The sequence below is a fragment of the Pseudomonas sp. 2957 genome (genome assembly GCF_031456345.1).
Taxonomy (GTDB): Bacteria; Pseudomonadota; Gammaproteobacteria; order Pseudomonadales; family Pseudomonadaceae; genus Aquipseudomonas; species Aquipseudomonas siliginis.
On record NZ_JAVDUL010000001.1, the window covers coordinates 291,036 to 310,701 of the forward strand.

Genomic DNA, 19,666 nt, shown 5'->3' on the forward strand with positions numbered 1-19,666 from the left:
ACGCTTACGACCTATAGAAAGTAGCAATTTCCGAACCAGAGTGCCGAACAGGTGTTTTAAAAGGTTGAGCGGAGAGAGGCAAGGGTAGTTGAATGCACGGAAACGGGCATTGCTGTTTGCATGCACTGTTTCGGTTCAAGCGCGTGGCTCAGAGCAGGGAAAAACTGTGGCAAGGGATTTGTCCCCGATGACTGATCGTTCCCACGCTCCTGCGTGGGAATGCATCAACGGACGCTCCGCGTTCGGCTCTGGGGGGGACGCAGAGCGTCCCGGGCTGCATTCCCACGCAGAGCGTGGGAACGATCAGTGAAAAGGGGTTAGGCCAACAGATCTTGAAGGGTAGCGAGGCTGTCCGCTTCTTCGACGGTCTTGTCCTTGCGCCAGCGCAGCATGCGCGGGAAACGCACGGCGATGCCGCTCTTGTGCCGGCGCGACAGGGCGATGCCTTCGAAGCCCAGTTCGAACACCAGGCTCGGTTTCACGCTGCTGACCGGGCCGAATTTCTCCACGGTGGTCTTGCGCACGATGCTGTCGACCTGACGCATCTCTTCATCGGTCAGCCCCGAATACGCCTTGGCGAACGGCACCAGCGAGCGTTGACTGGATTCCGGCGGGCCGTCCCACACGGCGAAGGTGTAATCGCTGTACAGACTGGCGCGACGACCGTGTCCGCGCTGGGCATAAATCAGTACCGCGTCGACGCTGAACGGGTCGACCTTCCACTTCCACCACACGCCCATGTCCTTGGTCCGGCCGACGCCATACAGCGAATCGCGGGCCTTGAGCATCATGCCTTCGACGCCGAGTTTGCGTGACGCTTCGCGCTGGAGGCCAAGGTCGAACCAGTCCTCGCCGGTCAGTACCGGGGAGGGCAGCAGTACCGGGCTGTTGCAGCGCGCGATGACTTCCTCGAGTTGCGCCCGTCGCTTGACCTGCGGCTGGTTGCGCCAGTCCTCGCCCTGCCATTCCAGCAGGTCGTAGGCCAGCACTACCACCGGTACTTCTTCGAGAATTTTCTTGTCGAGCGTCTTGCGACCGATGCGTTGTTGCAGCAGGGCGAACGGTTGCACGGCCGGCGGCTCATCGGATTGCGGATCGAAGGCATCTTCGGTGGTCGGATGGGTGCTCTTCCACACGACGATTTCGCCGTCGATCACCGTGCCGTCCGGCAAGCCGTGGACCAGCACATCGAACTCGGGGAAGCGCTCGGTCACCAATTCCTCGCCGCGCGACCACACCCACAGCTTGCCGTCGCGCTTGACCACTTGCGCGCGGATACCGTCCCACTTCCATTCCACCTGCCAGTCGCTGGCGGGGCCGAGCAGGGCTTCGAATTCCTCGACCGGTTGCGCCAAGGCGTGGGCAAGAAAGAACGGGTAGGGCTGGCCGCCGCGCTGGGCATGTTCGTCTGCGGATTCCGGGGCGATGAGTTTCAGGTAACTCGCGGCGTTGGGCCGGTTCGACAGATCGGTGTAACCGACCAGACGCTGAGCCACGCGTTTGCTGTCGAGGCCGGCCATCGAGGCGAGGGCGCGAGTGACCAGCAACTTCGACACGCCGACGCGGAAACTGCCGGTGATCAGCTTGATGCACAGCATCAGGCTCGGCCGATCCAGTTGCGCCCACAACATCGGCAGTTGGCGCGCCAGATATTCCGGGGTTTCACCGCGAAGTGGCAGCAGCTTGTCTTCGATCCATTCGGCTAGACCGGCCTCGGAGCTGTGGGAATTTTCCGGCAGCACCAGAGAAATGGTCTCGGCCAGATCGCCGACGGCCTGATAGCTTTCTTCGAACAGCCACGGCTCCAACCCTGAAACTTCTACCGCCAGCTCACGGAGGATGCGCACCGGCACCAGTTGACGAGGCCGACCACCGGAGAGGAAATACACCGCCCATGCGGCATCTTCCGGCGCGGCCTGCGCGAAGTACACCTGCATCGCCGCCAGCTTGGCGTTGCTCGACGTGGTGGCGTCGAGTTCGGCATATAACTCGGCGAACGCTTTCATGGGGACGTCTCGGCAACGGTGGGTTCGGTGGCGATGTTGTCGTCTTCGTCATCGCCGTATTCAGTGGTGAAGCCTTGTGCATCAAGACCCTGTTCGCGCAGATGACGTACGAGCACGCCGATCGAGCCATGAGTGACCATCACCCGCTCCGCGCCGGTCTGGTTGATCGCCCAGAGCAGGCCGGGCCAGTCGGCGTGATCGGAGAGGACGAAACCGCGATCGACGCCGCGCCGCCGCCGGGTCCCGCGCAAGCGCATCCAGCCGCTGGCGAAGGCATCGCTGAAGTCGCCAAAACGGCGCATCCACGTGCTGCCGCCCGCCGACGGCGGAGCAATGACCAAAGCCTGGCGCATGATCGGATCGCTTTTTTTCACGTCGCCCGCATAGATCGTCGGCGGCAGGTACACACCGGCATCGCGGTACACACGGTTCAACGGTTCGACCGCGCCGTGGCTGAGGATCGGCCCGAGGGTTTCGTCGATGCCGTGGAGGATGCGTTGGGCCTTGCCGAAGGAATAGCAGAACAGCACGCTGGCCTTGCCGGCGGCGATATTGGCCGCCCACCACTGATTGATCTCGGCGAAGATCTGCGCCTGCGGCTGCCAGCGGTAGATAGGCAGGCCGAAGGTCGATTCGGTGATGAAGGTGTGGCAGCGCACCGGTTCGAATGGGGCGCACGTGCCATCCGGCTCGACCTTGTAATCCCCCGACGCGACCCAGACTTCGCCGCCGTATTCCAGGCGCACTTGCGCTGAACCGAGGACATGCCCGGCGGGGTGAAAGCTCAGGGTCACGCCGTGGTGGGTCAGGCGCTGGCCGTAGTCGAGTGTTTGCAACTGGATGTCCTGACCCAGACGCGCGCGCAGAATCCCGGCGCTGGCGCTGCTCGACAGGTAGTGCTGATTACCGGTGCGCGCGTGATCGCCATGGGCATGGGTGATCACCGAACGCTCGACCGGCCGCCACGGATCGATATAGAAATCTCCGGCGGGGCAGTAGAGACCTTCAGGTCGGGCAATAACAAGATCCATGTCGTGACCGGAATGGGGGGCTTGTTAGCTATGAGGCGGGCGTGAGGCTGGAAGTTCGATCGGCTTTGAAGCGCTACCCTCACCCCAGCCCTCTCCCAGAGGGAGAGGGGGCCGACCGAGGTGTCTGGTGAGGTACATCGACCTGGGAGACCGAGTTGAATATGGATCCGGCACAGCCTTGAGCCTGATCCAATGTTGGATTCACCTCGCTTTGTAGAGGGGCCGACCGAGGTGTCTGGTGAGGTACATCGACCTGGGGGACCGAGTTGAATATGGATCCGGCACAGCCTTGAACCTGATCCAATGTTGGATTCACCTCGCTTTGTAGAGGGGCCGACCGAGGTGTCTGGTGAGGTACATCGACCTGGGGGGCCGAGTTGAATATGGATCCGGCACAGCCTTGAGCCTGATCCAATGTTGGATTCACCATCTCTCTTTCAGGTCGGCGCAAGACCCAAGCATCCCCCAATCAGTCCCCTCTCCCTCAGGGAGAGGGCTAGGGTGAGGGGCTGTTGATCTTGCTCTATTTCCCGGGGGTGAGGGTCAAGCGGGCCTTGCCATACACCCGATCAAAGTTCTGCGGCTGCATCGGCAGGCCGATGTACTGACCTTTCAGCCACGCATCGATCCCGTTCAGGTAGTTCGGACTCAGTGGATTGCCCGACTGCCCCGTACCGTTCTGCGCCATCAGTGGCTCGCTCTGGCCGAAGTCGACGATAAAACGCATCGACGGCGCGCGCGTGGTGACGAAGTCCTGGCCCCAGGCAAACGCCGAGCTGTTCAGCGTGGTGTGATCGCCTCCAGCCGCCAGCGGCCCGCGTACAGTCTGACCGTTGCTGTTTTTCCACGCATAGCTGTGCAGTTTGCCCCACTGCCAGGCGCGATGATCGCCGCCCAACTGGCTGTCGCCCGCTGTAATCGCTGCAGCGAGACTGCGGGCGAGAATCACGGATTTGTCTTCCTTCTGCGGCGTGCGCAGGTCATCCCAGAACGGACTGTCCTCACGCCCCAAGAGATGATCGGCCTGCGCCGCGTAGGACAGATCGCCATTGGCGACAAAGGCCTTCCACGCCGGGCTCGACTCAGGACCCAGTTCATCGAGGAAGATCTGCTTCATGCTTTCCTGCAGAAACAGTTCATAAATCGCCGCATCCGCCGAGGTCGGGCTGAGCTTGCCGTCGAACGCCATCAAGCGCGTGAAGGCTTCGCGGGCCTTGCTGCGTTCGGCTTCCGGCAGGGCGTCGATCGCCTGTTTCAGCGGTTGTTTCATCCCCGGCGCTTCGAAGACTTTTTTCAGCTTGGCGGCGAAGGTGGTGGTCTGGTCGTACTGCATGGCGATCACGCTGCGGCTGTCGTGCTTGCCGCTGCCGGCCATTTCCGCCAGGCGCTCGCCGCGCTCCGGTGCCGCCCAGGATTTCGACAACTGCATGCCGTAGCCGTCGGGAATTACACGCTGGTTGGCGGTGCCGAGCCAGCCTTGTGCCGGGTCCTGATCGTAGGGGTGCAGCATCGGGTCGGCGTAACCGTCCCAGTCGTAGCGACCGTCCCAACCCGGCGAGGGCAGCAGGCCTTCACCTTCGCGACGGTTGGGGAAGCGCCCGGTGACTTGCCAGCCGATATTGCTTGCATCGGCAAAGACCAGATTCAGGGTAATGGCGCGGATTTCGCGGCTGGCGTCCGAGGCGCGCTCGACGTTCTGCGCGCGGGTCAGATCGAAGAAGGCATCCAGGGTTTTGTCGTCGGTGAAGCTTGGCGTCTGTAAAGCGAGACCGAAACCGCTGCCCTGCGCCGCTGCGTGGGCACTGTTGAGCAGCGCGCCGTGGCGGGTTTCGTAAACGGCTTCACGAATCGGCCGCTGGCCTTTGACGAAATAGGTTTCGTTGCGCACGCCCAACGGCTGCCATTTGCCGTTGACTTCATAAGTGAGGCTGCTGCCCTGACGGCGGATTTTCTCGAGGAACAGGTCCTGATTGTCGCCGAGCACGCTGGTCATGCTCCACGCCACTTTGCCGTTGAAGCCGCCGAGCACCATCGGCAGACCGGCAACCGTGACGCCGGCCGCCTGATATTTCGGCGCGCGGATCTGCACGAAACTCCACAGCGAAGGCGCGGCCAGCGGCCCGTGCGCATCGCTGGCAAGCAGGCTCTTGCCGCTGCGGCTGCGTTGCGGGGCGATTGCCCAGTTGTTCGCAGTCGGTGTGGCGAGCAGGTTCAGCGCCGACAGTTGCTGGCTGGCGTTGCTCAATTCCGTCAGCCCCGGAATCTGCCCGTTGAGCTTGAGGCCTTGCAGTTTGTCGGCTTCAGCAACCGGCAGGTTTTCATCAGGCGCCGACGGGCTCAGCCAGGCGAGTTTGTCAGTGGTCACGGTTTGCGCGAGCACCAGTGACTGGATTTCCTCCGGCAGGTTGGCCGACTGGCTGAAATTCAGCAGGGCGAAAATCAGCGCCGAATCTTCCGGTTTCCAGTATTCGGGCTTGTAACCGCTGGCGGCGAGGTCGCCCGGCAACTTGTCGGCGTAGCGGAACAGGTAGGCGTTGACGCCCCGTGCATAGACTTCGAAGAAGCGCTTGAGCCGTGGCGACGAGGCCTTGTACAGCTCGCCGGCGCTCTTCTTCAGATTGACCGCGCGCATGTAGCGGTCGGCATCGAGCATCGACGCGCCAGACATTTCCGCCAACCGGCCCTGAGCCAACAGGCGCAGGGTGACCATCTGGTTGATGCGGTCGCTGGCGTGGACATAGCCGAGGCTGAACAGCGCGTCATGGAAGCTGTTGCTCTCGATCAACGGCATGCCCATCGCATTGCGCCGCACTGACACGTTCTGCGCCAGGCCCTTGAGCGGTTGCACGCCGGAGGTCGGCGGCAGGCTGTCCTGGGCATTCCAGGTCTGGCAACCGGACAGGCCGAGGACACCGGCCACTGCTGCGGCAACGCCGAACCGGGGAAGAAAATGTGTAAGGGCTGGCGAGGCCATGGCGAAGCTCCTGCGGGGGTATAAGGCTGGGGGCGCAATAAAGCCGCTACGTTAGTGACGGCGCGAGGGCCGCGCAAGCGGGGCGAGCGGTTATTTGTGCTGTTGTCGGCTGATCGGTCAAAGCTGTGACAGTTGCTTGTGGGAAAGCGCTGATGTTGAACTGCGGAATGAGTCCCGAGACCTGTCAGGAGAAAGATCGCTATGGAGCTTCAAAGCAACGCTGCGCTGATCATCATCGACCAGCAGAAAGGCATTCTGCATCCGCGTCTGGGGCGGCGGAATAATCCTCAGGCCGAAGAGCGAATGCTTGAGTTATTGGCGCTGTGGCGCCTGCGCGGGCGCCCGGTGATTCACGTGCAGCACTTGTCGCGCTCACCTGATTCGGTGTTCTGGCCGGAGCAGGACGGAGTGGAGTTTCAGCCGCGCTTTATGCCGCAGGACGCTGAATGGCTGATCCAGAAACAGGTGCCCGATGCGTTTTGTGCCAGTGGGCTGGAGGCGCAGTTGCGTGAGGCCGGGATCGGGCAACTGATCATCGTTGGTGTGGCGACCAATAACTCTGTTGAGTCGACGGCGCGCACTGCGGGCAACCTGGGTTTCGACACATGGGTGGCAGAGGATGCGTGCTTTACCTTCGACAAGGCCGATTATTTCGGCAAACCGCGTACCGCTGAAGAGGTGCACGGGATGTCGCTGGGCAATCTGCATGAGGAGTATGCGACGGTGGTCGGCTCTTCACAGATTCTGGCGGCGGGCTGAAATTTTGTAGCGTATGTGCCGCCGCCTTCGCGAGCAGGCTCGCTCCCACATTCGAGCGCATTTCGTCAGAAGGAATGCAATTCACTGTGGGAGCGAGCCTGCTCGCGAAGCGGTGTGTCAGGCGAAGAAGATCTTCGCCCGTGACATCAAGCGCCGTGGCACTTCTTGAATTTCTTGCCGTTGCCGCATGGGCAAGGGTCGTTGCGGCCGACGTCTTTCAGGGCGTTGCGCACCGGTTCCTGGTGGGCGTGGCCGCAGTTCGGGCCGTGGACATGGCCATGGTCGTGATCATGATGGTGGTCATGATCGTGGTTGCAGTCAGGGCCATGGACATGGGGTTGCTGGGTCATCGAGGTCACTCCGGAGTTAGATCGGCGGGGATTATCACGCCATTGCGCTCAAGGTGCACGTAGTGGGCGATGAATAAACCGGTTTCCATTTCCCCCTGCAATCGATAGGGAATCTGCTGGTTCGGATTTTTCAGCAGTTTCACCACCTGTTTGACCTTAGGCCACAGGTTGGTGCGGATCGGCACTTTGAAGTAAGCGCTGCGCTTTGGCCCCACGGTAAACCAGTGCTCATGCTCGCCTTCGGTGAGCAGCATGTCGGCGAGGTGAATCCGGTATTCGAGGCCGCGCACGGTCAGGTCGCTGTCGTTGGGATTGTCGACGCGAAAGTGCAGGATGAATTTTTGCTCGAGCAGTTTGGCCCGCACCACCTCGACTTTCACCAGATGCACGGCAGGCTCGACGCTGTCATCGCTGAACCACGAGGCACAGCCGCCGAGGTTTACGATCAGCATCAACAGCAGAAAATGTAATGTGCGCCGACGACCGAGCATGAAATTGACTCCCTTTGTGCCCAGTCTAGACCTTAAAAGATTTCAGTCTTCGGCTAATCCCGTGTAGGAGCTGCCGACGGCTGCGATCTTTTGATCTTGGCTTTCAAGCGCCGAAATAACCCGAACAACACTTCTTGAACTTCTGGCCGCTGCCGCAAGGGCAGCCGTCATTGCGCCCCAGCTTCAGCTGCACCGTGGGATCGATGAAGTACCAGCGCCCGCCGTTCTGCACAAACGAAGAGCGCTCGCGATGGCTGTGCTCGCCCTGGCTGTCGTGCCAGCGCGCGGTGAATGTCACAAAAGCGTGTTCCGGCTGGCCGCCGAAAACCTCCGAGCTTTCCACCTCAAGGCCGAGCCAGGTGCTTTGCGCACTCCAGTCGCTGATCGATTGTCGGTTCAGCCCCGCCTGCTGCGCGGGCAGGGTGGTCGCCACCAGATAGTCGATCAGCCCCAGCACATAAGCGCTGTAGCGCGAACGCATCAAGGCTTCGGCACACGGTGCCGGGTGGCCGTCGTGATAAGGGCCGCAGCAGGCATCCAGCAGATTGCCGCTGCCGCAAGGGCAAATGGCTGTACTCATTGCATTACCACCAGTATTTCCCGAAGTTTTCCGGATTGGCCCAGAAGCGTGAATTGAGCCAGTCGGGGACTTGTTTGTAGTCAAGCAGATCGTAGGTAAACAGGGTCAGCACCTGCTCGTCGCGCTGGAAACGCTCGCTGGCCTGCAGTGCCAGCGAATAGAAATCGGTTTCCTGCCAGCCACTGGCGGCCAGATCCGCCAGCACCGCGATGCGACTGGCGTTGAGATTGCGGATGCCGCCCAACAGGTTCAGGCCATCGCGTTTGGGCAAATGTTCCAGGCAATCGACTACCAGCGCCAGATCGAAGCGTTGCGCGGCCAGCTCAGCCGGCAGTGCGCCGGGTGCGGCGTGGGCGACCACGGTGTCTGAATGCGCGTCCTTGAAAGCGCTCAAGGCGGGAAACTCGCTGGCGCCGATCAGCAGCAGACGGGCCGGGGCGTAGCGATCCAGCAAAGCGGCCAGCGCCTGTTGTGGCGTGCGCGAAGAAATGGCGGCGTTCATCGAAGCTCCTCAGTCAGACCGCCAAGACTAGCCTGCCAGGCCGCGTCGGCAAAGCGCCCGGTGGCAGCGGTTTTCGCCAAAAGAGGCAAACCCCTGTGAACACGGTCGCAAACAGCGGTGGCCTATTGCTGGCGGAGATTAAAACTCCGGTCTTTACTCCCTGAATCGGTTTTAAGCCGATCCCTCAGGAGAAAACTAGATGAGCATAGTTCGGACAGCATTACCCTTGGTTCTGCTAACCAGTGTGTTGACTGGTTGTGCAGGTTTGCAGAAAACCGACTGGCCGACCTGTGCGGCGGTCGGCGGTGTGGTCGGTGCCGGTCTCGGCGCGACGGAAAGCGCTTCGTGGGCAGGTTACGGTGCACTGATTGTCGGTGGTACGGCGGCGGCCTATTGCTGGGTGCACGGTGATGGTGATGAAGACGGCGATGGCGTGCCGGACAGTCGCGACAAGTGCCCTGGTACGCCTAAAGGCGTGCAGGTCGATGCTGACGGTTGCCCGCCACCGACGCCTGCGCCAGTGGTCGAAGAAGCGGTTGTGGTCAAGGAAGAAACCATCGTCATTCGTGATGTGCATTTCGAGTTCGACAAAGCCACGCTGACCGGCCCTGACAGGCAAGTGCTGGACAAGGTCGCCGATCGCCTGAAACAGGAATCCTCTACCGCGCAACTGACCGTGACCGGTCACACCGACAGTGTCGGCAGCGATGCCTACAACAAGAAACTGTCGGATCGTCGTGCGCACTCGGTGGTGGAATACCTGATCCAGCAGGGCGTGCCACGTGCCAGCTTCGTTTCGGTGTCGGGCCTTGGTGAAAGCCAGCCTGTGGCTGACAACAAGTCGGCTGATGGTCGTGCACAGAACCGTCGCACCGAAATCAAAATCGTCCGCTAGCCCCTCTCGCATCCGCGGCTTGTGCAGTCGCGGATGCGGGTCTTTACTCCTGTGTAACCGGTATGGGCCGGTACACAGGAGCGTTCACAAATGCGTCTTTTCTCAAGGTCCGTCTTGCCGGTGCTGCTGCTTGGCAGCTTGCTCACCGGTTGTGCCACTCACAGCGATGGCACCGCCCCCCTCAATCAACGTACGTGGCCGATCTGCAGCCTGCTTGGCGGTCTGGTCGGCGGCGGTCTTGGCGCCATTGAAAGCGCCGGCTGGGCCGGCGGCGGCGCGGCATTGGGTATCGTCACCGGCGGGCTGATCTGTTACGCCCAGGATGGCGACGAAGATAGCGACGGCGTCTTCGACCGCCGCGACCGCTGCCCGGACACTCCGGAAAACACCGAAGTCGATCACCGTGGCTGCCCGCTGCCGCAATATCCGGTGGCAGTCAAACCGGTCGAACCGGCGCCGCAATCTGAAGTGATCACCTTGAGCGATGCCGGCAACGTGCTGTTCGATTTCGACAAGTCCGATCTTACCCCGGCGGCCAAAGCCCAGCTCGACACCTTGATGGACAAGCTGCGCAATGCCGATGTGGTCAGCATCAAGGTCATCGGGCACACCGACAGTAAAGGCTCCGACGCCTATAACCAGGCTTTGTCCGAGCGGCGCGCGAGCAGTGTCGCAGCGTATCTGTTGAGTCAGGGGCTGGCGCCGAACAAGCTCACCAGCGAGGGCCGAGGCGAGAGTGAGCCGGTCGCCGATAACGCCAGCGATGAAGGCCGCGCGGACAATCGCCGGGTCGAGCTGCACATCAATCGTTAGCAACCGTCTGTAGTACGCAGGCTAGAGCTGCCGGGTCGAGATCGTCGCCCCGGCAGCCATTTCATCCGCGTTTGCACAAATTTCATTTTTCCCTCTGGCTTATCCCCCGCAGAAGCCGGTACTGTGCGTGCAAAGAATAATTCGCAACACGGGGGAGCGTATGAAGGTGTTCTGGGGGCTGGGGCGTTTGCTGACCCTGCTGTTCTGCTGCGTGGTACTGGCCAATCAACTGGTGCCGTTTGTTCATCCGCTGCATCTGCTGGTGAATCTGGCCGGCGCTCTGTTGTTGCTGATTCATCTACTCGAAGTGCTGCTGTGCAACCGCAGCCTCAAGGGCCGTCCGCACCCTTGGCGAGATCGTGGCCGCATCCTGTTGTTCGGCGTTTTCCACCTGCAAACCATCCCGGCCCCGGCCGCTCCGGAGGCTTCTTCCCATGCGTAAACTCTGCCTGCTCGCTGCATTCATCAGTCCACTGGCCTGCGCCCAGGTGGTCAACGTGCAAAGCAATTCTTTGATGCGCTTGCCCAACACCACCAGCACGCTGCAACTGGAGAAACTGGAAGTCGCCGATTACGGCACCTTGCTGATCCCGTCCAACGTGATTGAATTGAACATTGATGAACTGCGTCTGGGCCACGAAGCACGTATTGCTATCGTTCCGGCTGAACAGGCGCTGGAAGTGAAGGTCAAGCGCGCTGAATTGAGCGAGGGCAGCCAGATCACCGCGCGCGGCGCCCCCGGCACTTATGAAAAAGCGGCCCGGGCCGGGCGCAATCTGAATCTGCAATTTCAGGCCCTGAGCGCGCCGCAACTGACGGTCGATGCCCGTGGCGGCAGGGGCGCGCCGGGTTTCGTCGGCCTCGACGGCGGCAACGGTGAAGATCCGGGCTGCACCTATGGATCGGCCGGCCACGGCGCCGATGGCAGTGACGGCAGCGATGGCCAGCCAGGCGCGCCGGGTGCGCTGGTGCGACTCGCCGTACCACGGGATTTTCCGGCCGAGCTGATCAAGGTCAACGTGGCTGGCGGTGCCGGCGGCCCGGCGGGTGTTGGCGGCAAGGCGGGCAAGGGTGGCAAGTCCAAGGGCTGTCTGGTGTACCGCGCTGACGGCGGCAAGAACGGCAAGGCCGGCGCGGATGGCCAGCCTGGGCCGGAGGGGGCAGCGGGTTCGGTTACCGTGCAACGGCTCTGAAACTGCGACCCACTCTCTGATCAATAAAATGCTTTGGTGAGTGAAGATCTTTGGTGAGTGAAGATCTTTGGTGAGTGAAATTATGTGGCGAGGGGATTTATCCCCGCTGGGTCGCGAAGCGGCCCCGCTCTAAAAATCAAAAGCGGGACTGCTACGCAGCCCAGCGGGGATAAATCCCCTCGCCACAACTGTGTTCACAGCAGAAAAATAGTGCGATTCAGAGCATCGGTCTCGCCGCCGCTACCGCCACCAGCACCAACCCGACAAGCAGATTAAGCCCCACCACCCGCCGAATCCGCCCCAGCACCGCCGCACCCGCCGGCCAATCCTTCGCCTCAACCGCCTTGCGCAATTCTGGCAGCATCAACCCCTGAATGCGGATGAACAGTGCCGTCATCACCACATACAAACCGATCATCACCTGCACGTACTTCGGCGCGGTTTCAAATCCGACCTGCTGCAGATGCAACATGCCCACGCCGCTGATCGGCAACAGGATCACCGCGACCCAAACCCAACGGAAAAAACCTTGAAACACTTCCACCCACAGGGTCAGGCGAGCGGGGCCGTCCAGAGCCTTCACAGCCGCAGGGCGCAAGACCATCCAGGCGAAAAACATACCGCCGACCCACACCAGAGCGGCGAGGACATGCAGGGGGTAAACGAGGCTAAAAGGTGTCATTGGGTCACTCCGTTCTGCGCGGGATCGATTAGCGGGGTATGATAGCCGCCGAATCAAACCACTGAAAATTTATCCAGCGTTTTGCGCCCGACACTCAATGATCAGCACTGAACTCAAAACCACGATCCAGGGCGCCTATTCGCGTTTTCTAGAGGCCAAGAGCCTCAAGCCGCGTTACGGCCAGCGCCTGATGATCGCTGAAATCGCCAAAGTCCTCGGAGATATCGACACCGACGACGAGGGCCGGCGCAGTGGCGACCCCGCGATTGTCGCGGTGGAAGCCGGCACCGGTACCGGCAAGACCGTGGCCTACAGCCTGGCGGCGATCCCCACGGCGAAACTGGCCGGCAAGCGTCTGGTCATTGCCACCGCGACCGTCGCCCTGCAAGAGCAGATTGTCTACAAGGATTTGCCCGACCTGATGCGCAACAGCGGGCTGAATTTCAGTTTTGCCCTGGCCAAGGGCCGTGGTCGCTACATGTGCCTGTCCAAGCTCGACATGCTGTTGCAGGAAGGCCACGCACAAACCGCCACCGCGCAGCTGTTCGAAGAAGAAGGTTTCAAGATCGAAGTCGACGAGGCCAGTCAGAAGCTGTTCACCAGCATGATCGAAAAGCTCGCCGGCAATAAATGGGACGGCGACCGCGACAGCTGGCCGAACGCGCTGGAAGACGCCGACTGGGCGCGCCTGACCACCGATCACAGCCAGTGCACCAACCGTCATTGCCCGAACTTCGGCCAGTGCGCCTTCTACAAGGCTCGCGAAGGCATGGGCAAGGTTGACGTGATCGTCACCAACCACGACATGGTCCTGGCTGACCTGGCACTGGGCGGCGGCGCCGTGCTGCCGGACCCGCGCGACACAATTTACGTGTTCGACGAAGGCCACCACCTGCCGGACAAGGCCATCGGCCACTTCGCTCACTACACGCGCCTGCGTTCCACCGCCGACTGGCTGGAAACCACCGCCAAGAACCTGACCAAGCTGCTGGCCCAGCATCCGTTGCCGGGCGATCTCGGCAAGCTGATCGAGCAGGTGCCCGAGCTGGCGCGGGAGATCAAGACGCAGCAGCAGTTCATGTTCACCGCCTGCGAGCAGATCGCCGATTTCAAACCGGGCGAAGACGTCGAAGGCCGCGAGCGCCCGCGTCATCGCTTTGTCGGCGGGGTGATTCCCGAGGATATGCGCGAGATGGGCATCGAGCTGAAAAAAGGCTATTCGCGCCTAAACGACCTGTTTCAACGCCTGACCGACCTGCTCAAGGAAGGCATGGACGGCGAGGTCAACATCGGTATCGCCAGCAATCAGGCCGAAGAATGGTATCCGCTGTTCGGCAGCCTGCTGTCCCGCGCTTCCGGCAACTGGGAATTGTGGACCGCGTTCACCGCCGAAGACCCGGAAGACAGCCCGCCCATGGCGCGCTGGCTGACCCTGGCCGAAAGCGGGTCGCTGTTCGATATCGAGGTCAACGCCAGCCCGATTCTGGCGGCGGAAACCTTGCGTCGCAGTTTGTGGAACGTCGCTTACGGCTGCTTGGTGACGTCGGCGACGCTGACGGCGCTGGGCACCTTCGACCGTTTCCGCATGCGCGCCGGTCTGCCGAAAAAAGCCGTCACCGCCGTAGTGCCGAGCCCGTTCCATCATGCCGATGCCGGCGTGTTGCGTGTGCCGGACCTGAAGGCCGATCCGCGCGATGCCGCTGCTCACACGGCGGCGATCATTCGCGAACTGCCGGATCTGGTCGACGGTTCCCGTGGCACGCTGGTGCTGTTCTCCTCGCGCAAGCAAATGCAGGACGTATTCGACGGTCTCGACCGCGACTGGCGCAAGCAAGTGTTCATTCAGGGCAACCTGTCGAAACAGGAAACCCTGAACAAGCACAAGGCGCGGGTCGATGGCGGTGATTCCAGCGTGCTGTTCGGGCTGGCCAGTTTTGCCGAAGGTGTCGATTTGCCGGGGGCCTACTGCGAGCACGTGGTGATCGCCAAGATTCCGTTCTCGGTGCCCGATGATCCGGTTGAGGCCGCGTTATCGGAGTGGATCGAGGCGCGCGGTGGCAATCCGTTCATGGAAATCTCCGTGCCCGATGCCTCGCTGAAACTGGTTCAGGCCTGCGGCCGTCTGCTGCGCACCGAAGAAGACCGCGGCACCATCACCTTGCTCGACCGGCGTCTGGTCACTCAGCGCTACGGCAAGGCGATCCTCAATGCGTTGCCTCCTTTCCGTCGTGAAATATCCTGAGACACGGGTGGGCCGATTGGCCCGCCGCGTTGTCTATCTCTCTGCCACCGCTTTTCCACTGGCCTTGACTGGTCGTTAGGGAGAACTCCGTTCTTATGATCCGCCGTTCGTTGCCCGCTGTTTTCGCCTTGATCTTTGCCGCGCCGTTGCTGGCGGCCCCTGCCGGTCAGCAGACGCTGTTCAACTTCGTACGCCCGGCCGACGTGGTCAAGGTCGCCACGGAAAACGCCGACCTGCCACAGGCCAATGCCGAACAGACCGCCGAAGGTGAAGTGCTGCGCCGGGTGACGTTCAACCCGGTCGCCCGCCCGACCTTGCGCCTGACCCCACAGACTGGTGCTTGGGACTGGTCGCAGTCCGACATGATGACTCTGCGTCTGCAAAGTGCGATGAATTGGGCGGTCACAGTCTATGTGCAGATCCAGAGCAACGATGGCCGCACTCTGGTCAGCCGCGTCGATCTGCCGGCCGGCCCCGCGCAGACCTTGCTGGTGCCGCTGGTGGCGTCGACGCCACTGAGCCAGGGCATGAAAGCCGGGCCACCGATGCCGATGACCGTCGATGGCCAACGCATCCTGCTGGCCAGCAGCACGGGCGAGATCGACCGCAGCCAGGTGGTTTCGGTGAGTCTGTCGATGGATCAGCCGAAAGTTGCGCAGAGCCTGTTGCTCGAGCGGTTCGGCGTGCAGGACGGCGAATCGGTGACGCGGGCGGTGTACGGCAATCTGGTCGACGCCTACGGTCAGTCAACCCGTAGTAAATGGCCGGAAAAAGTCAGCAGCGACGAACAACTGAAAAGCGCCGCCAGCAAAGAGCAGCAACAGCTGAATACGTGGCTGGCCGAGCGTGAAAAGGCTTCGCTGGACAAGTTCGGCGGCTGGAACAAAGGCCCGGCGTTCAAGGCCAGCGGTTTCTTTCGCACGGAAAAACGCGATGGCCGCTGGTATCTGGTGACCCCCGAAGGCCACCCGTTCTATTCGTTGGGCGTCAACACCGTCAGCGCGCAGGTCAACCAGACCTACGTCGCCGGCCGTGAATCCATGTTTGAATCGTTGCCTAAGAACGACGACCCGCTGGCCGCGCATTTCGGTGAGGGTGACAACCGTGGCGGCAATGGCGCCGACCAGGGGCGTGGCTACGGCAACGGCCGCTGGTACGACTTCTATGGCGCCAATCTGCAACGCCTGTACGGCGAACCGTGCAAGGCAGACAGCGACAATAAGGCCGGGATTGCCGAAGCGGCGAAGGCTGGGGCGGCTGAGGCCGGTTCGGTGCAGGCCGCTGAAACCGCAGCGGTGCCTGCCGAGCCAAAATCCGGTATTGCCGAAGCGGCGCAGACCGATGCGGTGCAAGCGTCCAGCGCGCAAACCACTCCGTGCACAGCCGCAATTGATGAAGAACGCTGGACCCGGCATACCCTCGATCGGCTGCAAGCCTGGGGCTTCAACACAGTGGGCAACTGGAGCGCGCCGTCGCTGGCGGATGCTGAGCGCGTACCGTACACCTTGCCGCTGTCGATCGTCGGCGATTACACCAGCATCAGCACCGGCAGCGATTGGTGGGGCGGCATGCCGGATCCGTTCGATCCGCGTTTCGCCATGGCCACCGAGCGCGCCGTGGCCATTGCCGCCCGCGATCACCGTGACGATCCGTGGCTGATCGGTTATTACGCCGACAACGAACTGGCCTGGGCTGGCCCTGGCGACGATCCGAAAGCTCGCTACGCGCTGGCCTACGGCACGTTGAAAATGACCACCGACGTGCCGGCCAAACGCGCCTTTCTCAAGCAATTGCGCGACAAGTACCGCAATCAGGCCGGACTGTCCAAGGCCTGGGGCATTGAGTTGCCGGCGTGGGAGTTGATGGAAGATCCGGGCTTCGTGCCGCCATTGCCGAACCCGGAGCATCCGGAGATCGAAGCGGATTTCAAATACTTCCAGAAGGTCTTCGCCGATACCTATTTCAAGACCATTTCCGATTCGCTGAAATGGCACGCGCCGAACCAGATGCTGCTTGGCGGCCGCTTCGCTATCAGTACGCCTGAAGCCGTGGCGTCCTGCGCGCAGTACTGCGATGTGTTGAGCTTCAACATGTACACGCTCAAGCCGCAGGACGGTTACGACTTCGCCGCACTGGCGGCGCTGGACAAACCGGTGCTGATCACCGAATTCAACTTCGGCTCGGCTGACCGAGGGCCGTTCTGGGGCGGCGTGACGCAGTTGGCCAAGGAAGAAGAGCGCGGCCCGGCTTATGCCAACTTCCTCAAACAGGCGCTGAGCGAACCGTCGATTGTCGGCGTGCACTGGTTCCAGTATCTCGACCAACCGGTGACCGGGCGTTTGCTCGACGGCGAGAACGGCCATTTCGGTCTGGTCGGGGTCACTGACCTGCCGTATCAGGGCTTTGTCGAGGCGGTGCGTAAAAGCAATCTGCAGGCGCTGGAGCAGTTGGGCAAGGAGGCGCAGAAAACCCCAGCTGCCGAGGTGGCAGGCGGGCGCAAGGCCGAGGCCGGCAAAGCGCCGGGGGCCGCGCAGGCGGGTGGGCATTCGGGGAATGGTCACTAGGTTTCAGACCGCGTTATCGTTCTTCGCGAGCAGGCTCGCTCCCACAGGGGATCTGCGCTGCTGTTGAGATCCAGCGTGGGAGCGAGCCTGCTCGCGAAGGGATCACCATAAATTGCCGATCAACCGTCTGGCCCGCGCCTGTTCCCAAATCCCTCAAGGGCTGGAACAATGCGGGCCACTTTGTAGAGCGTTTTCGCGGGGGAGTTGCGGGTGCAGATTCAGGGACATTACGAGCTTCAATTCGAAGCGGTGCGCGAGGCTTTCGCCGCACTGTTCGACGATCCCCAGGAACGCGGCGCAGCCCTGTGCATCAAGGTCGGTGGAGAAACCGTCCTCGACCTCTGGTCCGGTACTGCCGACAAGGACGGCGCCGAGGCTTGGCACAGCGACACCATCGCCAACCTGTTCTCCTGCACCAAGACCTTCACCGCCGTTACCGCGCTGCAACTGGTGGCCGAAGGCAAGTTGCAACTCGATGCCCCGGTTGCCCGCTACTGGCCGGAATTCGCCGCCGCCGGCAAAGAATCCGTCACCCTGCGCCAATTGCTTTGCCATCAGGCCGGCCTGCCGGCGCTGCGCGAACTGCTCGCGCCTGAAGCCCTTTACGACTGGCAAACCATGGTCGACGCCCTCGCGGCCGAAGCGCCATGGTGGACTCCGGGCACCGGTCACGGTTATGCCGCGATCACCTACGGCTGGCTGGTCGGCGAATTGCTGCGCCGCGCCGACGGTCGTGGACCGGGTGAGTCGATTGTCGCTCGGGTCGCCAAACCCTTGGGCCTGGATTTCCATGTGGGCCTGGCCGACGAAGAGTTTCATCGCGTGGCGCACATCGCCCGTGGCAAGGGCAACGCCGGCGACGCTGCGGCGCAGCGCCTGCTGCAAGTGACCATGCGCGAACCGACTGCCATGACCACCCGCGCATTCACCAATCCGCCGTCAGTGCTGACCAGCACCAACAAGCCGGAATGGCGCCGCATGCAGCAGCCTGCGGCTAACGGCCACGGCAATGCGCGCAGCCTCGCCGGGTTTTACGCCGGCCTGCTGGACGGCAGTCTGCTCGAAAGCGAGATGCTCGAAGAGCTGACCCGCGAGCACAGCCTTGGCGATGACAAGACCTTGCTCACCCGCACCCGTTTCGGCCTCGGCTGCATGCTCGATCAACCGGACGTGCCCAACGCCACCTACGGCCTCGGACCACGCGCGTTCGGTCATCCGGGAGCGGGCGGCTCGATCGGTTTTGCTGATCCGGAGCACGATGTGGCTTTCGGTTTCGTGACAAATACCCTGGGGCCTTACGTTTTGATGGATCCGCGCGCACAGAAGCTGGCGCGGGTGCTTGCCACTTGTCTGTAAAGCTTCAACAGAGGTTCCAGGGTCGGAACCTCGAAGGGATTTTCGTTTCAAAACGGCTGTTTATCCGGGCGAAAGTGCTCTGATTTTTCATTACTTCATTTTGTGGATTTTCAATGTCATCTAAAAAGACCCTCGCCCTGGCCCTGTGTGTAGCGATCACCGGTTGCGCACAGACTCCGAAAAACGATGCAGATGGCGGCAGTTGGTGGCCGTTCGGTTCTTCCGACAAAGTCGCGGCCAAAGATTCGACTTCGGCTCCAGCTCCTTTGAAACCTGCGGCGACCGCGCCAGTGGCCAAGGCCGAGAGCAGCAACCCGTGGTACTGGCCGTTCGGTTCCAGCGATGAAGCGGCCAAGGCTGATCTGAAAGCCGAGGTCAAACCTGAAGCCAAACCGGTCGAGGTGGCCAAAGCCGAGGCGCAGTCCAATGGCAAATGGTGGTGGCCGTTCGGCGGCAAGGACCAGCCAACCGCCAAAGCCGTGCCGATGCCCGATCCGAAGGTGACTCAGGCCTGGCTCGACGACTACGAGCCGCGTCTGCGTGAAGCGGTGAAAGACAGCAATCTGCAACTCGAGCGTCGCGATAACGTGCTGGTCGTAACAGCCCCTGTCGAAGGCTCGTTCAACCCGGATCGCCCGGCGATGCTGCTGCCGGTCACCCTTGGCCCGTTCACTCGCGTAGCGAAAATCCTTGAAGCCGATCCGAAAACCGCAGTGCTGGTGCTCGGTCACAGTGACACCAGCGGTGCCGCACCGGCCAACGTCAAGCTGAGCCAGGAACGTGCGCAATCGGTGGCAGCGATCTTCCGCCTCAGCGGCTTGCAGCGTGATCGCCTGATGCTGCGCGGCATGGGTTCCGAAGCGCCGCGTGCGGCCAACGACAGCGTTGAAGGCCGCGCCTTGAACCGTCGTGTCGAACTGCTGGTGACTCCGCAAAACACCATGGTTGCGCTGCTGAGCAAATACAACATGCCTGCGCCGAAGCCGGTGACGATGGTTGCTGCGCAAGACGTCAAGCCAGTGGCCAAACCGGTTACCCCGGCGCCTGCCGCGAAAAATGCCGCTGTGCCGGCGGCGAAAAAGGCGCCAGCCAAGAAAACCGCCGCCAAGGCTCCTGCGAAGAAGGCACCGGCCAAGGCTCCAGCGAAAAAAACTGCACCAGCCAAAGCCGCCGCGACCGACAAGAAAGTCGCCGCAGCCGACGCTGCCAAGAAGTGATCCGCTAACGA

General features: G+C 61.9%; 17 protein-coding genes. 9 read left to right on the plus strand and 8 right to left on the minus strand.

Annotation, left to right across the window (positions count from 1 at the left end):
• Nucleotides 1–317 precede the first annotated feature (317 nt).
• The 3 genes from J2Y39_RS01325 to J2Y39_RS01335 all read right to left on the minus strand — a co-directional run bounded on the left by J2Y39_RS01325 (nt 318) and on the right by J2Y39_RS01335 (nt 6,011).
• A complete protein-coding gene (locus J2Y39_RS01325; RefSeq protein ID WP_252887411.1) occupies nt 318–2,006 on the minus strand; it encodes an ATP-dependent DNA ligase in 1,689 nt (562 codons plus the stop codon).
• A complete protein-coding gene (locus J2Y39_RS01330) occupies nt 2,003–3,037 on the minus strand; it encodes a ligase-associated DNA damage response exonuclease (RefSeq protein ID WP_041478061.1) in 1,035 nt (344 codons plus the stop codon). Before J2Y39_RS01330 ends, J2Y39_RS01325 begins: the two co-directional genes overlap by 4 nt.
• A gap of 523 nt (nt 3,038–3,560) precedes the next feature.
• Nucleotides 3,561–6,011, minus strand: coding sequence for a penicillin acylase family protein (locus tag J2Y39_RS01335; RefSeq protein WP_310214594.1), 2,451 nt, complete (start codon nt 6,009–6,011; stop codon nt 3,561–3,563).
• Nucleotides 6,012–6,212: 201 nt separating this feature from the next.
• On the opposite strand from J2Y39_RS01335, the gene J2Y39_RS01340 reads away from it, so the two are divergent.
• On the plus strand, nt 6,213–6,770 hold the full coding sequence (locus tag J2Y39_RS01340; RefSeq protein WP_310214595.1) for a cysteine hydrolase family protein: 558 nt from the start codon (nt 6,213–6,215) through the stop codon (nt 6,768–6,770).
• Nucleotides 6,771–6,916: 146 nt separating this feature from the next.
• On the opposite strand, the gene J2Y39_RS01345 is transcribed toward J2Y39_RS01340, so the two are convergent.
• From J2Y39_RS01345 to J2Y39_RS01360, 4 genes are all read right to left on the minus strand, one after another.
• On the minus strand, nt 6,917–7,120 hold the full coding sequence (locus J2Y39_RS01345) for an SEC-C metal-binding domain-containing protein (RefSeq protein ID WP_003198420.1): 204 nt from the start codon (nt 7,118–7,120) through the stop codon (nt 6,917–6,919).
• Nucleotides 7,121–7,125: 5 nt separating this feature from the next.
• Nucleotides 7,126–7,611 carry an LEA type 2 family protein gene (locus J2Y39_RS01350; RefSeq protein ID WP_024011906.1) on the minus strand — a complete coding sequence of 162 codons (486 nt, stop codon included), beginning with the start codon at nt 7,609–7,611 and terminating at the stop codon, nt 7,126–7,128.
• Nucleotides 7,612–7,714: 103 nt separating this feature from the next.
• A complete protein-coding gene (locus J2Y39_RS01355) occupies nt 7,715–8,191 on the minus strand; it encodes a YchJ family protein (RefSeq protein ID WP_041478058.1) in 477 nt (158 codons plus the stop codon).
• Between the two features lie 4 nt (nt 8,192–8,195).
• On the minus strand, nt 8,196–8,693 hold the full coding sequence (locus J2Y39_RS01360) for a DUF6231 family protein (protein ID WP_310214599.1): 498 nt from the start codon (nt 8,691–8,693) through the stop codon (nt 8,196–8,198).
• Nucleotides 8,694–8,892: 199 nt separating this feature from the next.
• Here J2Y39_RS01360 and J2Y39_RS01365 point away from each other — a divergent pair, with 199 nt between their 5' ends.
• The 4 genes from J2Y39_RS01365 (at nt 8,893) to J2Y39_RS01380 (ending at nt 11,594) form a co-directional block, all read left to right on the plus strand.
• Nucleotides 8,893–9,588 carry an OmpA family protein gene (locus J2Y39_RS01365; protein ID WP_056783352.1) on the plus strand — a complete coding sequence of 232 codons (696 nt, stop codon included), beginning with the start codon at nt 8,893–8,895 and terminating at the stop codon, nt 9,586–9,588.
• Between the two features lie 90 nt (nt 9,589–9,678).
• A complete protein-coding gene (locus J2Y39_RS01370; protein ID WP_056783354.1) occupies nt 9,679–10,401 on the plus strand; it encodes an OmpA family protein in 723 nt (240 codons plus the stop codon).
• Between the two features lie 160 nt (nt 10,402–10,561).
• Nucleotides 10,562–10,843 carry a DUF1145 domain-containing protein gene (locus tag J2Y39_RS01375; protein ID WP_016771375.1) on the plus strand — a complete coding sequence of 94 codons (282 nt, stop codon included), beginning with the start codon at nt 10,562–10,564 and terminating at the stop codon, nt 10,841–10,843.
• Nucleotides 10,836–11,594: a collagen-like protein gene (locus J2Y39_RS01380; RefSeq protein WP_310214605.1), complete on the plus strand. Its 759-nt coding sequence runs from the start codon at nt 10,836–10,838 to the stop codon at nt 11,592–11,594. Before J2Y39_RS01375 ends, J2Y39_RS01380 begins: the two co-directional genes overlap by 8 nt.
• Nucleotides 11,595–11,811: 217 nt before the next feature.
• On the opposite strand, the gene J2Y39_RS01385 is transcribed toward J2Y39_RS01380, so the two are convergent.
• Nucleotides 11,812–12,276, minus strand: coding sequence for a CopD family protein (locus J2Y39_RS01385; protein WP_016771373.1), 465 nt, complete (start codon nt 12,274–12,276; stop codon nt 11,812–11,814).
• Nucleotides 12,277–12,373: 97 nt separating this feature from the next.
• Here J2Y39_RS01385 and dinG point away from each other — a divergent pair, with 97 nt between their 5' ends.
• The 4 genes from dinG (at nt 12,374) to J2Y39_RS01405 (ending at nt 19,655) form a co-directional block, all read left to right on the plus strand.
• Nucleotides 12,374–14,518: an ATP-dependent DNA helicase DinG gene (gene dinG / locus J2Y39_RS01390; protein WP_150636400.1), complete on the plus strand. Its 2,145-nt coding sequence runs from the start codon at nt 12,374–12,376 to the stop codon at nt 14,516–14,518.
• 95 nt (nt 14,519–14,613) lie between these two features.
• Entirely contained in the window at nt 14,614–17,082 is a 2,469-nt protein-coding gene (locus J2Y39_RS01395) for a beta-galactosidase (protein WP_310214611.1), read from the plus strand.
• Nucleotides 17,083–17,292: 210 nt separating this feature from the next.
• The gene (locus J2Y39_RS01400; protein ID WP_056783360.1) at nt 17,293–18,438 is read left to right on the plus strand and encodes a serine hydrolase domain-containing protein; all 1,146 of its coding nucleotides are present in this window, start codon (nt 17,293–17,295) and stop codon (nt 18,436–18,438) included.
• Between the two features lie 113 nt (nt 18,439–18,551).
• Nucleotides 18,552–19,655 carry an OmpA family protein gene (locus J2Y39_RS01405; protein ID WP_310214614.1) on the plus strand — a complete coding sequence of 368 codons (1,104 nt, stop codon included), beginning with the start codon at nt 18,552–18,554 and terminating at the stop codon, nt 19,653–19,655.
• The last annotated feature ends 11 nt before the right edge of the window (nt 19,656–19,666 follow it).

What these genes read in the sequence shown, in the direction of transcription:
- J2Y39_RS01375 (WP_016771375.1), top strand. Translation starts at nt 10,562, where the DNA reads ATGAAGGTGTTCTGGGGGCTGGGGCGTTTGCTGACCCTGCTGTTCTGC.
- J2Y39_RS01395 (WP_310214611.1), top strand. Translation starts at nt 14,614, where the DNA reads ATGATCCGCCGTTCGTTGCCCGCTGTTTTCGCCTTGATCTTTGCCGCG.
- J2Y39_RS01365 (WP_056783352.1), top strand. Translation starts at nt 8,893, where the DNA reads ATGAGCATAGTTCGGACAGCATTACCCTTGGTTCTGCTAACCAGTGTG.
- J2Y39_RS01345 (WP_003198420.1), bottom strand. Translation starts at nt 7,120, where the DNA reads ATGACCCAGCAACCCCATGTCCATGGCCCTGACTGCAACCACGATCAT.
- J2Y39_RS01335 (WP_310214594.1), bottom strand. Translation starts at nt 6,011, where the DNA reads ATGGCCTCGCCAGCCCTTACACATTTTCTTCCCCGGTTCGGCGTTGCC.
- J2Y39_RS01380 (WP_310214605.1), top strand. Translation starts at nt 10,836, where the DNA reads ATGCGTAAACTCTGCCTGCTCGCTGCATTCATCAGTCCACTGGCCTGC.
- J2Y39_RS01370 (WP_056783354.1), top strand. Translation starts at nt 9,679, where the DNA reads ATGCGTCTTTTCTCAAGGTCCGTCTTGCCGGTGCTGCTGCTTGGCAGC.
- J2Y39_RS01405 (WP_310214614.1), top strand. Translation starts at nt 18,552, where the DNA reads ATGTCATCTAAAAAGACCCTCGCCCTGGCCCTGTGTGTAGCGATCACC.
- J2Y39_RS01330 (WP_041478061.1), bottom strand. Translation starts at nt 3,037, where the DNA reads ATGGATCTTGTTATTGCCCGACCTGAAGGTCTCTACTGCCCCGCCGGA.
- J2Y39_RS01355 (WP_041478058.1), bottom strand. Translation starts at nt 8,191, where the DNA reads ATGAGTACAGCCATTTGCCCTTGCGGCAGCGGCAATCTGCTGGATGCC.
- dinG (WP_150636400.1), top strand. Translation starts at nt 12,374, where the DNA reads ATGATCAGCACTGAACTCAAAACCACGATCCAGGGCGCCTATTCGCGT.
- J2Y39_RS01360 (WP_310214599.1), bottom strand. Translation starts at nt 8,693, where the DNA reads ATGAACGCCGCCATTTCTTCGCGCACGCCACAACAGGCGCTGGCCGCT.
- J2Y39_RS01340 (WP_310214595.1), top strand. Translation starts at nt 6,213, where the DNA reads ATGGAGCTTCAAAGCAACGCTGCGCTGATCATCATCGACCAGCAGAAA.
- J2Y39_RS01385 (WP_016771373.1), bottom strand. Translation starts at nt 12,276, where the DNA reads ATGACACCTTTTAGCCTCGTTTACCCCCTGCATGTCCTCGCCGCTCTG.
- J2Y39_RS01350 (WP_024011906.1), bottom strand. Translation starts at nt 7,611, where the DNA reads ATGCTCGGTCGTCGGCGCACATTACATTTTCTGCTGTTGATGCTGATC.
- J2Y39_RS01325 (WP_252887411.1), bottom strand. Translation starts at nt 2,006, where the DNA reads ATGAAAGCGTTCGCCGAGTTATATGCCGAACTCGACGCCACCACGTCG.